Origin of the sequence: Paractinoplanes atraurantiacus, from assembly GCF_900215205.1 — a bacterium.
In the GTDB taxonomy this organism is placed as follows: Bacteria; Actinomycetota; Actinomycetes; order Mycobacteriales; family Micromonosporaceae; genus Actinoplanes; species Actinoplanes atraurantiacus.
Genome location: NZ_OBDY01000052.1, coordinates 1 through 14,224, shown reverse-complemented (window position 1 = coordinate 14,224; position 14,224 = coordinate 1). Strand labels below are relative to the sequence as shown.

General features: G+C 69.9%; 12 protein-coding genes and 1 pseudogene. 8 read left to right on the top strand and 5 right to left on the bottom strand.

What is annotated here, in order from left to right; translation table 11 throughout:
- Window positions 1-27 precede the first annotated feature (27 nt).
- Entirely contained in the window at window positions 28-1,074 is a 1,047-nt protein-coding gene (locus tag CRP55_RS49975) for an aldo/keto reductase (RefSeq protein ID WP_097329166.1), read from the top strand.
- Here the strand turns inward: CRP55_RS49975 and CRP55_RS49970 are convergent.
- The 3 genes from CRP55_RS49970 to CRP55_RS49960 are packed head-to-tail and all read right to left on the bottom strand — an operon-like array spanning window position 1,071 to window position 5,114.
- Window positions 1,071-2,774, bottom strand: a complete 1,704-nt coding sequence (locus CRP55_RS49970) for a glycerol-3-phosphate dehydrogenase/oxidase (RefSeq protein WP_438865859.1) — start codon at window positions 2,772-2,774, stop codon at window positions 1,071-1,073. The genes CRP55_RS49975 and CRP55_RS49970 overlap by 4 nt on opposite strands.
- Window positions 2,771-4,288, bottom strand: a complete 1,518-nt coding sequence (gene glpK / locus CRP55_RS49965; protein ID WP_097329164.1) for a glycerol kinase GlpK — start codon at window positions 4,286-4,288, stop codon at window positions 2,771-2,773. Before glpK (CRP55_RS49965) ends, CRP55_RS49970 begins: the two co-directional genes overlap by 4 nt.
- Window positions 4,281-5,114, bottom strand: a complete 834-nt coding sequence (locus tag CRP55_RS49960; protein ID WP_097329163.1) for an MIP/aquaporin family protein — start codon at window positions 5,112-5,114, stop codon at window positions 4,281-4,283. Before CRP55_RS49960 ends, glpK (CRP55_RS49965) begins: the two co-directional genes overlap by 8 nt.
- A gap of 123 nt (window positions 5,115-5,237) precedes the next feature.
- On the opposite strand from CRP55_RS49960, the gene CRP55_RS49955 reads away from it, so the two are divergent.
- The 7 genes from CRP55_RS49955 (at window position 5,238) to CRP55_RS49925 (ending at window position 12,250) form a co-directional block, all read left to right on the top strand.
- On the top strand, window positions 5,238-5,987 hold the full coding sequence (locus tag CRP55_RS49955) for an IclR family transcriptional regulator (protein ID WP_097329189.1): 750 nt from the start codon (window positions 5,238-5,240) through the stop codon (window positions 5,985-5,987).
- A gap of 20 nt (window positions 5,988-6,007) precedes the next feature.
- Entirely contained in the window at window positions 6,008-7,501 is a 1,494-nt protein-coding gene (glpK, locus tag CRP55_RS49950; RefSeq protein WP_097329162.1) for a glycerol kinase GlpK, read from the top strand.
- A gap of 30 nt (window positions 7,502-7,531) precedes the next feature.
- Window positions 7,532-9,322: a DUF397 domain-containing protein gene (locus CRP55_RS55490; RefSeq protein WP_097329161.1), complete on the top strand. Its 1,791-nt coding sequence runs from the start codon at window positions 7,532-7,534 to the stop codon at window positions 9,320-9,322.
- Window positions 9,319-9,639, top strand: a complete 321-nt coding sequence (locus tag CRP55_RS49940; protein ID WP_218855190.1) for a nuclear transport factor 2 family protein — start codon at window positions 9,319-9,321, stop codon at window positions 9,637-9,639. The genes CRP55_RS55490 and CRP55_RS49940 overlap by 4 nt, the downstream gene beginning before the upstream one ends.
- A gap of 75 nt (window positions 9,640-9,714) precedes the next feature.
- Window positions 9,715-10,902, top strand: a complete 1,188-nt coding sequence (locus CRP55_RS49935) for a M20 metallopeptidase family protein (RefSeq protein ID WP_097329160.1) — start codon at window positions 9,715-9,717, stop codon at window positions 10,900-10,902.
- A 44-nt stretch (window positions 10,903-10,946) separates the two neighbouring features.
- On the top strand, window positions 10,947-11,729 hold the full coding sequence (locus CRP55_RS49930; RefSeq protein WP_097329159.1) for an SDR family NAD(P)-dependent oxidoreductase: 783 nt from the start codon (window positions 10,947-10,949) through the stop codon (window positions 11,727-11,729).
- A gap of 11 nt (window positions 11,730-11,740) precedes the next feature.
- Window positions 11,741-12,250: a methyltransferase family protein gene (locus CRP55_RS49925; protein WP_097329187.1), complete on the top strand. Its 510-nt coding sequence runs from the start codon at window positions 11,741-11,743 to the stop codon at window positions 12,248-12,250.
- 11 nt (window positions 12,251-12,261) lie between these two features.
- Here the strand turns inward: CRP55_RS49925 and CRP55_RS49920 are convergent, their stop codons facing one another.
- The gene (locus tag CRP55_RS49920; RefSeq protein WP_097329158.1) at window positions 12,262-13,740 is read right to left on the bottom strand and encodes a hypothetical protein; all 1,479 of its coding nucleotides are present in this window, start codon (window positions 13,738-13,740) and stop codon (window positions 12,262-12,264) included.
- A 337-nt stretch (window positions 13,741-14,077) separates the two neighbouring features.
- Window positions 14,078-14,224 (bottom strand): annotated as a pseudogene (locus CRP55_RS49915) (IS30 family transposase); the annotation flags it as partial.

Here is a 14,224-nt window from a genome sequence, read left to right as displayed (position 1 = left end):
AGCACGGCCCTCGATCGGGAGGAACACATGCGTTACACCCTGCTGGGCCGGTCCGGCCTCCGCGTGTCGGAGTTCGCGCTCGGGACGATGACTTTCGGCGACAACTGGGGTTGGGGCGCGCCGGTGGAGACCAGCGCCCGGATGCTCGAGCTGTACGCCGACGCCGGTGGCAACTTCGTCGACACGGCGAACGCCTACACCGCGGGGGTGGCCGAGACGACGATCGGCCACGCGCTGCGAGGCCGCCGCGACCGTTTCGTGCTCGGCACCAAGTACACCCTGCAGACCGAGCCGGGCGACCTCAACACGGCCGGCAACCACCGTAAGAACCTGATCCGCTCCCTGGAGGCGAGCCTTCGCCGCCTACGAACCGACTACGTCGACGTGCTGTGGGTGCACGCGCGTGACGTCCTCACCCCGGTGCCGGAGCTGATGCGCGCCCTGGACGACCAGGTGCGGGCCGGCAAGGTGCTGCACGTGGGGGTATCGGACTGGCCGGCGTGGGAGATCGCTCAGGCGAACACCGTGGCCGAGCTGCGGGGCTGGTCACCCTTCATCGGGGTGCAGCTGCGCTACAACCTGCTGAGCCGTACGGTCGAATCGGAGCTCACGCCGATGGCCCGGGCGCACGACCTGGCGGTGCTCGCCTGGGGGCCGCTGGCCGAGGGCCGGCTGACCGGCAAGTACCTCGATGGTGGGCAGGGCCGCGTGAACCGCGGTGGCTGGGACTTCAGCGGTGACCGCGGCGACCACATCGTCCGTGAGGTGGTGAGCATCGCCGCGGCCGGCGGCTGGACCCCGGCTCAGGTGGCGTTGGCGTGGCTGCGGTCCCGGCCGGGCACGGTGATCCCGTTGCTCGGCGCCACCAGTGAGCAACAGCTGCGGGCGAACCTGGGCGCCGCCGACATCGTGCTCGGCGATGACGTGCTGCGCCGCCTCGACCAGGTCAGTGCCCCGCCGCCCACGTTCCCTCATGACGTGATGGCGGGCGAGGACATGACCTCCCTGACGTACGGCGATCAGTGGCGTCACATCGACGACCGGCGCCTGCCCGCCACGACAGAGCCGCGCTAGGGCCGGCTCAGGGGCACCACCTCCGGGGCGCCGAGGCGGGCGGCGTCGGCGGTCTCGTCGTCGGGTTGCTCCTGGGAGCGGCGTTCGGCCTCGACCCGCAGGCGGTAGCGCTCGACCTCGCGCTCCGTCTGGTCCCCGGTCCAGCCCAGGACGGGGGCCACCAGTTCCGCGGCCACCTGGGCGGCGGCCACGCCGCGGTCGAAGGTCTCGATGGAGATGCGGGTGCGGCGGGTCAGGACGTCCTCCAGGTGGCGGGCGCCCTCGTAAGAGGCGGCGTAGAGCAACTCCGCCCTCAGGTAGTCCTCGGCGCCCTCGACCGGGGCGGCCAGCTCCGGTTCGGCCGCGATGAGGGCCAGGACCTCCGTGACCAGCGTGCCGTAGCGGCCCAGCAGGTGCTCGACGCGGGCCACGTGCAGGCCCGATTCCGTGGCCAGGACTCGGCGGCGGTTCCACAGCGCGGCGAAGCCGTCGGCGCCCAGCAGCGGGACGTCGTGGGTGCAGGACGGCGGGACCGAGCGGCCCAGGTTGTGCACGCAGGCGTCCACGGCGTCCTTCGCCATCACCCGGTACGTCGTGTATTTGCCGCCGGCCACCACCACCAGGCCCGGTTGCGGGCTGCCGACCGTGTGCTCGCGGGACAGCTGTGACGTCGACTCCGACTCGCCGGACAGCAGCGGGCGCAGGCCGGCGTAGACGCCCTGCACGTCGGTGCGGCTCAGCGGTGACGTCAGCACCGAGTTCACATGCTCCAGCAGGTAGTCGATGTCGGTGCTGGAGGCGGCCGGGTGGGCCTTGTCGAGGGCCCAGTCGGTGTCGGTCGTGCCGATGATCCAGTGGCGGCCCCACGGGATGACGAACAGCACGCTCTTCTCGGTGCGCAGGATCAGGCCGGTCTTCGACTGGATGCGGTCGCGCGGCACGACCAGGTGGATGCCCTTGGACGCGCGGACGTGGAACTGGCCGCGCTCGCCGACCAGGGCCTGCGTGTCGTCGGTCCACACTCCCGTGGCGTTGATGACCTGCTGGGCCCGTACCTCAAAGGTCTTGTCGTGCTCGAGGTCGTGAACCCGCACCCCGGTGACCCTTTCGCCTTCCCGGAGGAAACCGACGACCTCCGTACGGGAGGCCACGTGCGCCCCGTAGGCGGCCGCCGTGCGGGCCAGGAACATGGTGTGCCGGGCGTCGTCGACCTGGGCGTCGTAGTACTGAAGGGCGCCGATGAGCGCGTCCTTCCTCAGCGCCGGGCACTCGCGCAGCGCGCCGCGGCGGGTGAGGTTGCGGTGGCGCGGCAGGCCGCCGTTGAGCGCCATCGTGTCGTACAGCGTGACCCCGGTGCCCGCGTAGACACGCTCCCAGGCGTGGTGCTGCAACGGATAGAGGAACCGGACCGGCCGTACGAGATGGGGCGCCAGCCGGGTCAGCAGCAGGCCCCTTTCCCGCAGGGCCTCGCGGACCAGGGCGAAGTCGAGCATCTCGAGGTAGCGCAGGCCGCCGTGGATGAGTTTGCTGGACCGGCTGGAGGTGCCCGACGCGAAGTCGCGCGCCTCCACGAGCCCGACCGCGAGGCCGCGGGTGGTGGCGTCGAGGGCGCAGCCCGCGCCCACCACGCCGCCGCCCACGACCAGCACGTCGAGCTCGGCGCCGGCCAGCGAAGCCAGCGCCGATTCCCGGTACTCCGGTGACAGAGCAGTCATGATCAGTCCACGTCCACCCAGTCGAGAGTGCGCTGCACCGCCTTCTTCCATTTCTCGTATCCGCTGTTGCGCTGTTCCTCGTTCCAGGCCGGTTGCCAGCGCTGCGACTCGTTCCAGTTGTCGCGCAGCTCGTCGGTGTTCTTCCAGAAGCCGACCGCGAGACCGGCCGCGTAGGCGGCGCCGAGCGCGGTCGTCTCGGCCACGACCGGCCGGCTGACCGGCACGCCGAGCACGTCGGCCTGGATCTGCATGGCCAGGTTGTTGGCCGTGATGCCGCCGTCGACCTTCAGCACGTCGAGGGTGACCCCGGAGTCCTGCGCCATCGCGTCGACCACGTCGCGGCTCTGGTAGCAGATGGATTCGAGGGTGGCCCGGGCGATGTGCGCGTCGGTGTTGAAGCGGGACAGGCCGACGATGGCGCCGCGGGCGTCGGAGCGCCAGTACGGGGCGAACAGGCCGGAGAACGCCGGCACGAAGTAGACGCCGCCGCTGTCGGGGACCTGCGAGGCGAGGGTCTCGCTCTCGGCGGCCGACTTGATGACATGGAGCTGGTCGCGCAGCCACTGCACGGCCGAGCCGGTCACCGCGATCGAGCCTTCCAGGGCGTACACGGGCGCCGCGTTGCCGAACTTGTAGCAGACCGTCGTCAGGAGGCCGTTCTCGCTGCGTACAAGATCAGTTCCGGTGTTGAGAAGCATGAAATTGCCGGTGCCGTACGTGTTCTTGGCCTCGCCGGGCGCGAAGCACACCTGACCGACCGTCGCCGCCTGCTGGTCACCGAGGTCGCCGGTCAGCGGCACCTCGCCGCCGAGCGGGCCGGGCCAGCGCGCCACCCCGTAGGTGTCGGGGTCGGAGGACGGCCGGATCTCGGGGAGCATCGAGCGCGGGATGTTGAAGAAGCTCAGCAGCTCGTCGTCCCACTGCAGAGATTCGAGGTCCATGAGCATCGTACGGCTGGCGTTCGTCACGTCGGTGATGTGCCGGCCGCCGTCGACGCCGCCGGTCATGTTCCACAGCAGCCAGCTGTCGGTGTTGCCGAAGATCGCGTCGCCGCGCTCGGCCGCCTCGCGCACCCCGTCGACGTTCTCCAGAATCCACTGGATCTTGCCGCCGGAGAAGTACGTGGCCGGGGGCAGGCCGGCCTTGCGGCGGATCACGTCGCCGCGGCCGTCCCGGTCGAGGGCCGAGGCGATCCGGTCGGTGCGGGTGTCCTGCCAGACGATCGCGTTGGAGTACGGCCGGCCGGTGGTCCGGTCCCACACCACGGCGGTCTCCCGCTGATTCGTGATGCCCAGCGCGGCCAGGTCGCTGGCCTGCAGGTTCGCCTTCTGCATGGCCGTACGGACGACGGTCGTGGTCCGTTCCAGGATCTCGACCGGGTTGTGCTCGACCCAGCCCGCCTGCGGCAGGATCTGCTCGTGCTCGAGCTGGTGACGGGCGATCTCGTTCCCGCCGTGATCGAAGATCATGAAGCGGGTGCTGGTCGTGCCCTGATCAACCGCGCCCACGAAGTCAGCCACGGGTTGCCTCCTCGACTCTCTGGTCCGGGATGCGACCCGGCTCCTGCGGGCCCGCGGTCGGCAGGAACCGCCCGACGAGCACCTTGTACAGTCCGGCACCGAGCAGCCCGCCGATGATCGGCGCGACGATCGGTATCCAGAAGTAGAGATACCCGGTCTGATCGCGCCACGCGCCCCCATAGCCCGTCAGGAAGCTGGCGAGTCGCGGCCCGAAGTCACGCGCCGGGTTGATCGCGTAGCCGGCGTTGGTGCCCCACGCCATGCCGATCGCGACCACGATCAGGCCGACGATGAACGGCGCGAGGTTCGCCTGGGGCGCCGTGCCGGCCGCGTCGGTGACGGCCAGGATCAGGAAGAGCAGGATCGCGGTGCCGATGATCTGGTCGCGGAAGGCGCCCCACTCGCCGACCGGCAGGGTGCCGTTGCCGGGCAGGGTGGAGAAGACGCCCTGGGTCTTGATGGTCAGGCCGGGGTCGGCCGCGTGCAGCACCTCGGTGTAGTTCCAGCGCACCAGCAGGGCGGCCACGAAGGCGCCGAGGATCTGGGCGAGCGAGTACGGGGCGACCTTGCGCCACTCGAAGCCCTTGAAGGCGGCGAGCGCGATGGTGACCGCCGGGTTGAGGTGCGCGCCGCTGATCCGGGCGGCCACATAGACGCCGAGGGTGACGCCGAGGCCCCAGGCCCAGGCGATGCTGTCGTGGTCGCCGATGCCGGCTCCGGCCACCTGCGCGACGACGCCCACGCCGAAGAGGATGAGGATCATCGTCCCGGCGAACTCGGCCGCGAGCTCGCCCCATAGTCCCGTGAGTTTCAGCCTTTCTGCCATGTGCCCTCCTTGGAAGATGCACCGGACGCTAGGTAGCCGGGAGAGCACGAGCAATGACGACCGTTCGACAATGCCGAACATTCGTCACAGTGGATGTTCACGTGGTGGCATAGAGTCGGCAACGTGCCCGGAACAGTGCAGTCCATCGAGCGGGCCGCCGCGGTTCTGCGCCTGCTGGCCGGCGAATCGGGCCCCCTCTCGCTGGGCCAGATCGCCCGCTCGCTCGACCTGGCCAAGGGCACCACCCACGGCATCCTGGCCACCCTGCGGCACGTCGGCTTCGTCGAGCAGGACCGGCTCTCCGGGCAGTACCGGCTCGGCTCGGCCCTGCTCCAGCTCGGCCACGGCCACCTCGACGTCAACGAGCTGCGCTCGCACGCGATCAACTGGGCCGACCCGCTCGCGGCTCGCAGCGGCGAGGCGGTCCGGGTCGGCACTGTCCACGACGGGCAGGTCCTCGTCGTCCACCACGTGTTCCGCCCGGACGACACGTTCCAGACCCTCGACGTCGGCAGCACCCTGCCCCTGCACGCGACCGCGCTGGGCAAGGTTCTGCTGGCATACCGGTTTACGAAGATCAATTTGGATCGTTTCACTCGGCGTACCATCCGCACCACCGAAGCCTTGGAGGCCGAGCTGCAACGGGTACGCGAGGCGGGCTGGAGCCTCGAAGCCGAGGAGCTGACCCCTGGCACGGCGGCCGTGGCGGCGCCCATCCGCGGCTCCGGCGGCCTGGTCGTCGGCGCCGTCGGCATCAGCGGCCTCGTCGAACGGATCTGCGACAGCCACTACCGCCCGCACCAGCACCTCGTCGCCCTCGTCCGGGAGGCGGCCCGCGCCATCTCCCGCGACCTCGGAGCCGCCCGACGCTGAAGCTTCAATGGGAGGGAACCATGACCGAGCGCTATGTGGTCGCCATCGACCAGGGCACCACGTCCACCCGGTGCATCGTCTTCGACCGCCGCGGCCGGCTCGTCTCCCTGGCCCAGCACGAGCACAAGCAGTACTACCCGAAGCCGGGCTGGGTGGAGCACGACGCCGCCGAGATCTGGCGCAACGTGGAGAAACTGGCGCCGGAGGCCCTGCGCAACGCCGGCATCACCGAGGACCAGGTGGCCGCGGTCGGCATCGCCAACCAGCGCGAGACGACACTGCTCTGGGAGCGCGACACCGGCGTGCCCGTCGGCCACGCGATCGTCTGGCAGGACACCAGGACCGACGACTTGGTACGAGATCTGCTCGGCGCCGAGGGCGCGAAAACCGTCGAACACGACTCGGGCCTGCCGATCGCCACGTACTTCTCCGGCCCGCGCGTGCGCTGGATGCTCGACCAGCGCCCCGAGCTGCGCGAACGCGCCGAACGGGGCGAGATCCTGTTCGGCACCATGGAGACCTGGCTGATCTGGAAACTCACCGGCGGCCTGCACGTCACCGACGTCACCAACGCCAGCCGCACCATGCTGCTCGACGTGCACACCCTCGACTGGTCACCGGTGGCGCTGGAGTTCTTCGGCATCCCGCGGGCCATGCTGCCCGAGATCCGGCCCTCGGTCGGCGTGTTCGGCACGGCCGTCGCCGGCTTTCCTGGTGTACGCATCGGGGCCGCCCTCGGCGATCAGCAGGCGGCCCTGTTCGGGCAGACATGTTTCTCGCCGGGTGAGGCCAAATGCACGTACGGCACCGGAAGCTTCTTGCTGTTGAACACCGGTCAGGAACTGGTGCGCTCGACGCACGGACTGCTCAGCACGGTGGCCTATCAGATCGAGGGCGGGCAGGCGGCGTACGCGCTGGAAGGCTCCATCGCGATCACCGGCTCGCTGGTCCAGTGGTTCCGCGACCAGCTCGAACTGATCGCCAGCGCCCCCGAGATCGAGACGCTGGCCCGCACGGTCGCCGACAACGGCGGCTGCTACATCGTGCCCGCGTTCTCCGGCCTGTACGCACCGTACTGGCGCAGTGAGGCACGCGGAGTGATCGTGGGCCTGACGTCGTACATCACGAAGGGTCACCTGGCCCGCGCCGTCCTGGAGGCGACCGCCTGGCAGACCCGCGAGGTGGTGGACGCGATGAACGCCGACTCCGGCCTCGACCTGACCACCCTGCGCGTCGACGGCGGCATGACGGCCGACAACCTGCTCATGCAGTCGATCGCCGACGTCCTGGACGTGCCGGTGGTCCGCCCCCTGGCGGCGGAGACGGTGTCGCTGGGCGCGGCCTACGCGGCCGGCCTGGCCGTCGGCTACTGGCCCGACCTGGAGGGCCTGCGGCAGAACTGGCACCGGGCCGCGCAGTGGCTGCCCACCATGGACCCGCAGGTGCGAGCCACCGAGTACCGCAACTGGCAGCGCGCGGTGGAGCGTACCTTCGACTGGACACGCCCTTCATAGACGCCTTCTCATCGCCCGAAGGAGTGCAGAGTGGAGATCGGCCGCCTACTCAGGGCGCTTCAAGACGTGGACAAACGGGCCGAGCGTCTCGAGCCCAGCGACGTGATCGCGACCTATGTCAACGACCCCACCCTCGTCGCGGCGCTCACCAGCAGGGACAACGGCATCATCTACGGACGCCGGGGCGCGGGGAAGACGCACGCCTCCCGCTACCTCGCCGAAAAGAGGCGACTCGAGGGCGACATGGTCATCTACATCGACATGTCGACCGACCTCGGAAGCACCGGGAGCCTGTACTTCAACGACGACTATCCCCTCGCGGAACGTGCCACCCGGCTGCTGGTCGACGCGATCTCGATAGTTCACCGCCAGCTCCTGGAAAGTGCGCTGGCCGGAGCGCCGGGGCCGGACATATCGACCCTGGAAGGGGTGCTGGAGCATCTCTCCGAGGTGATAGTCAATCAGGCGGCCGAGACCGAGACGTCCAGCACGGACGAATCAGGCTCATCCTCGTCCGGTTCCCTGACCCTCAAAATCAGCAAATCGCCGGAGGCAGGCTTCACCGCCACCGGCGGAACGAACCGCAAGCAGGTGAGTGCCGGCCGTCGCAAGGCCAGCGGGCCGGTTCGGACGCGGGTGCATTTCGGTGCCATAGCGCCACTTTTCCGGAGCATCTTCGGGAGCATTCCGGCCAAGCGCGTGTGGCTGATCATCGACGAGTGGAACTCGATCCCGCCGGCGCTCCAGCCCTATCTCGGTGAGATGCTGCGCCGCTTGTTCTTCACGATACCGAAGGTGACGGTCAGGATCGCCGCCATCCCGCAGCGCACCGAGTGGCGCGCCACCGTCACGCCGGGAAACTACGTCGGGGTCGAGGTCGGCGCCGAGATCTTCCCCATTCTCGACCTGGACGAGTTCGCCATGTTCCTCGACAACATCGACGGCCTGGAGGACGAACGACGTGCGTTCCATTTCTATGGGGCGCTGCTCCTCAACCACCTCAACGGGGTGCTGGCCGACGAGGGCCGTAGCGTCGGTTCGGTTGAGGAACTGACCCAGGCGCTTTTCTCGGGACATGACGCGGTGGCCCAGCTCGCCGTGGCCGCCAACGGCGTGCCCCGGGACGCCATAGCCATCGTGGCCCGGGCGGCTCAGCGGAGCCTCGGCAAGAGGATCACTGTCCAGGACATTCGCGAGGCGGCACGAAAGCATTACCTCACGGTCAAACTTCCTCAGATCAACGCCAGCCCGGTGCAGCGCCGACTGCTGGACGACATAGTCGAGCATGTCGCGGCCAGAGGGGCCTCCGGCTTCTTCCTCGTCCGTGAGATAGACACCCAATCGGCGAACCTGGCCCGACTCGTCGACGATCGCCTCATCCACGTGGTGAAACGCGGCTACACGCGCGATCCGGACTCCCAGGCGTCGTACGACCTTCTCCGCATCGACTACGGCAGTTTCGCCGAGACCGGCCCACCGGCCGCGCCCCGGGTCAGGGAACTCATACCGAGGTTCGCCGTCGAGCACGACCCGGACTCGGCGGCCGGGGCCCGGCTGCGGGAAGAGGTCTTTCAGCCGGACGTCTTCCGAGTGGATGATCAGGTCGTTCACGACGATGAGTCGATCACCTGGCGGCATTCGAGCTCTCACACCGGTAACGGCGGGGTGCTCATCGGCTACGGGAACGGGGTGGTCTACATCAGGGACGGCAAGGCGCCCGACAACTCCCTCGTCGTCGTCGGCCTGGCCGAGTGGCACCAGTTCCTGTCCGGAGTCAAGCGGAGCGAATTCGACATCGATTATCCGAAGGAGAAGAAGTGAACGAGCTGGATCCGCAGGTGGAACGGGCGCTCGACGCGGCCAACGCGAACGACACCGATGCCTTCCTGGCCGCCTTCACCGACGACGGTGTGGTCGACGACTGGGGGCGGGAGTTCCGCGGAGCCGAGGCGATCCGGGGGTGGAGCGACAACGAGTTCATCGGCAAGCAGGTCGTTCTGAGGGTTTCGGACGTCAGCAAGAAGGGCGACGACACGACGGTCACGGCCGAGGTCGGCGGGAACGGCTTCAACGGGCCGAGCCACTTCACGTTCCGGGTCTCCGGCGACCGCGTCTCCCGCATGACGATCCGGGCCTGAGGTAGGGCTAGGTATACCTCAGAGCGGGGCCTAGCATCCGTGTGCCGGCCGGGCCGTTCCACCAGGCTTGTGGGCATGTCGCACACCGTGAGCCGACGCCTGTTCCTCGGTGGGGCTGCCGCCGCCGGCGTGGCCGCCGCCCTGCCGTCATCCGCTCTCGCCGCCTCCCGTCCCTTCGACGACCTGATCGCCCTGCGCCGCGACCTGCACGCCCACCCCGAGGGGCCCGGCCAGGAGGAGCGGACCGCCTCGGTGGTCGCCCGCCGTCTCCGCGCGGCCGGCCTCGACGTCACGACCGGCGTCGGTGGCCACGGCGTCGTCGCCGTCCTGCGTGGTGACCGCCCCGGGCGCACGGTCGCCTACCGCGCCGACATGGACGCCGTCCCGCCGTCCGACCAGATCGGCGGCGCCGCCACACCCGCCCACTTGTGCGGCCACGACCTGCACACCACGATCGGCGTCGGCATCGCCACCACCCTGGCCCGGCGCTCTTTCGCGGGCACGATCGCCTTCGTCTTCCAGCCCGCCGAGGAAAGCCTGACCGGCGCCGCCGCGATGCTGGCCGACGGCGTGCTCGACCTCATCCACGCCACCGAGATCCACGCTCTGCACTGCGGACCTTTCCCGGTCGGCGACTTCGCGGTCACCCCAGGCACCGGCTTGCCGGGTCAGGACCGGGGCTCGGTCACCCTGTCCTCTCCCGAGGCTGCGACGGCCCTGGCCGCCGACATCAATTCGTTGAGTACGGTCGCTCGCCCGGCCACCCCCAGGGACCTCTCCCGCCTGATCGCCGACATCCAGAAACCGGACGGCCCGCTGGCCCGTTCCGTCGTCGCCCAGGCCCGCGCGGTCGCCAACCAGGTCCAGTTCTCCTACCGCTGCTGGCCCGCCTCCCGGCACCCCGAGATCCGCGCGAAGATCATCGAGCGGGCCGGTGCCCCGGTCACGTTCGCCTCCGACCCGTTCCCCGCCATGGTGTGTCCCCGCCCCGAGGGCGAGGCCTTGAAACGCCACCTCCAGCGCACGGTCGGCCGCTCGCGGGTCCGCACCATCCACGCCGCCCTCCCGTTCAGCGGCGAGGATTTCGCCCTGTTCCTCGACCACCTCCCCGGCACGTACACGTTCCTGGGCGTCCGCCGCCCCCACGCGGGCATCGAGACCAGCTATCCGCACTTCGCCACCTTCGACCCCGACGAGCAGGCCATCGCCCACGGCGTCCGGGCGATGTCGGCCTGGCTCACCACCCGCGCCGCCACCGTGTGATCCATGCCCTTGCCCGCGCCGGCACTTACGGCTTGGGTCAGCGGATGACGCAGACCCGCCTGGCAGTGATCACCGGCGCGGGCCGGGGCCTCGGCGCCGCCCTGACCACCCACCTGGCCGCCACCGGCTGGGAGGTCGTAGCCTGCGTACGCTTCGCGGCCGGCGCCCCGGACCGCGACCCCGAACCCGACCCTGACCCCGGCCTCGTCCGCGACCCCGGCCTCGTCCGCAACCCCGACCCCGACCTCGACCCCGGCCTCGACCGCGTCCGGGGCCGGGTTCGTCTGGTCCGGCAGGACGTTCGCGCGCCGGTCGGCCCGGACCTGCTGGCGGCCGTCGGCGGACGCCCGGTCGACGCCCTGGTCAACAACGCCGGCATCGGGGCGCCGGCCCGCCCGTTGGAGACCACCGACCCGCAGACCGTCCTCGACGCCGTGGACGTCAACGTGGCCGGCCCGCTGCGCCTGGCCCAGGCCCTGCTGCCCAGCCTGCTCGCCGCCCCCGCCCCACTGATCGTCAACGTCTCGTCCCGGCTCGGTTCCCTCTCCGCCCAGGCCGCCGGCGGCTTCGCCGACCGCCGGACCAGCTACGCCTACCGCATCTCCAAGGCCGCCCAGAACATGCTCACGATCGCCCTGGCCGCCGAGCTGTCCGGCCGTGTCCGGTGCTGGGCCGTCCACCCCGGAGCCCTGACCACCGCCATGGGTGCCGCCGACGCCACCACCCCCGCCTCGCTGGCCGCCGAACGCCTGGCCCGCCTGCTGGACAGCCCCGACCCGGCCTCCCCGCGCTACCTCTCCCTGGACGGCCCCGACCTGATCTGGTGACAATGGACGGCGTGCGCAGAAGCCTCGCCGTGACCGGGAGCGCGACCTTCTTCGCCCTGGCCCCCGGAACAGTGGCCGGCCTCGTGCCCTGGCTGCTGACCCGCTGGCACCCCGGCGCCCCCTTCACCCATTGGCTGCCGGTCCGGCTGTTCGGCATCGTGATCCTGCTGGCCGGCACGGCCTTCCTGGTCCAGGCCTTCACCCGTTTCGTGGTCGAGGGCCTCGGCACGCCCGCACCGACCGCACCGCCCACCCACCTGGTAGTGGGCGGCGTGTACCGATACGTCCGCAACCCGATGTACCTGGCGGTCACCGCGGCGATCCTCGGCCAGGCCCTCCTGCTGTGGCGCCCGGTACTGCTCGTCTACGCCGCGATAGCGACGGCCACCATGGTCGCGTTCGTCCTCGCCTACGAGCAGCCGGCCCTGGCCCGCCGCTTCGGCGACGAATACACGGCCTACCGCCGCGCCGTCCCCGGCTGGTGGCCCCGCCTGACCCCCTGGCGCGGCGACCCCGTATGACGCTGCGCTTCTCACCGCCTCTCAACATGTCTTCGCAGCTGCGCGCGGAGGCGCTCGCGGAGCTCGTCGTCCGGTTCGAGCGCCTCGGCGGCGCGGAGGTCGCCGACGGGAGGATCCTCGGGCGGCCAGGTTTCCAAGGCGTTGAGGGCCATATGACGGTTGCGGACGGTCGCGTTGGACAGAGCCGTTCGAACCAGTGCCGATCCGGTGCCTGGATGCTCGGGCAGGCGGCTCACGACGAGATCGAGAACCGAGGACGGGGTGTCGCCGTACTCCTCGAGCACCAAGCCTGGTCCCGTCGCCAGATCAGCGAGCGGGAGTAGACGGGTCGCCAGCTCCACCGCGACGCCGACGTCGTGGTGATCGAGCAGCGAGAACCACAGTGTCCGATCGTAGGGATGGTGGCTCAGATGCCACCGCAGCCGGTCGGTGAAGTAGCGGCCCACCTGCTCGGCCGGCCAGATCGCCTCGTGGAACTTCTCCAGTTCGGCGGACGCCAGCGCCTCGTCCAGGACCGCCCGCCAGTCGGGGCGGTCGGTCAGGTCCGCGCACCGCTGCGCGAGTTGCCAGCCTTCGTCGGCGCCGAAGCGCTGCAACGCGCCGACGATCCCGATGCGGTGCAGGGTCGGTGCGGCCCGTCCGGCATGGTGCAGATACCGGCCGATCGCCAGGGGCGCTTCGGTGTAGTCCCGCATGTCTTCGGCGGGGCCACCCCGGGCCAGCGCGAGCAGAATGTCGCCGGCGCCATCGAGCAGAGCCTCGTCGATGGTGTCGGCGGCGAGTGCGCCGGCCAGGTCGCCGGTCGCGGCGGCGATATAGGCGAGGTACTCGTCCAGGATCCGGTTGCGGAAGCCGTCGCGCAGCAGCCAGGCCCGAATCCGCGGGTCGGCGGAGCCGGTGAGCCTTTCCACCGCGTGGATGCGTCCCCAGCCGTCGACCCGCCGGGCCATCTCGAAGACGGCTCGGTCGTGGTCGGGCTGAGTGTTGCGGAGCGCGACCACCGCGTAGAGCGTCAACAACTCCAGAGCCCCGAGCAGGAGCAGGAGCTCGCGGTCGCGTTCGTCGCCGGCGACACCGAGCAGGATGATCCCGAGGGCCACCGCGGAGCGCATGGTGCCGTTCTCGGCGAGCCACCGCCCGATCGTCCGCAGATCGTCCCGGTGCAGCGCCCGTAGCTGGTCGACCAGGTCATCGGCGATCTCCAGCGGGGCCACGAGGGCTGCGGCATCGTGCAAAGCCCGCAGATCCACGGGTACGGTGCGGATGAGCTCGGCCAGGGCCAGCGCGGAATCGTGCCCGTCGTCGAGGGCCGTGTGGTGTGCTCGGATGCCGTCGAGCACGGTATCGGACAGCAGCGGCGGCGCCTCCGGGGCGTCGGGCAGCGGTTCTCCGCCGTCCGGCCACGGTCCGGGGCCGTGCCGGCCGGCCAGCACGCGGGCGTGTGCGAGGTAGCTGCGGCGGGCATCGAGCCGCCACGTCACGGCGCTCATCGAGCGGGACGGAGATCGCCCTTCCAGTCGAAGATCATGGCAGCGATCATGACGCACGGTGTCTTCGCCGGCAACCCCGCCGCCTGACCGGCATGTGGGAAGGTGCGTCGCGTTACCTGGTTTTCCGTTGCGGCATGAGCTGGTTCGAGTACGGCGCGGCATGGAAACATGCGTCTCGCTGGCCGGAAATGTGTTGTCCCGCTGTTTTGCCAAGGCCGGCCATATTCTTTTCGACTGGCGTGATCGTTTCATTGTTATCGATCTTCCGGATGCGAGATAATGGTTTATGGCGCAGCTGGGGTTGGCGGATTCTAGGAGTGGTTGCAACACTCCTGGTTTATTTACTGGTCAGGAGTGTAGCGAGGCGTTCAGCCGGGGTGTCCCAGCCAAGGGTTTTGCGGGGTCTGCCGTTGAGTTCGACAGCCACCGCGGCGAGGTGCTGCGGGCTGTGTGAGCTGAGGTCAGTGCCTTTAGGAAAGTATTG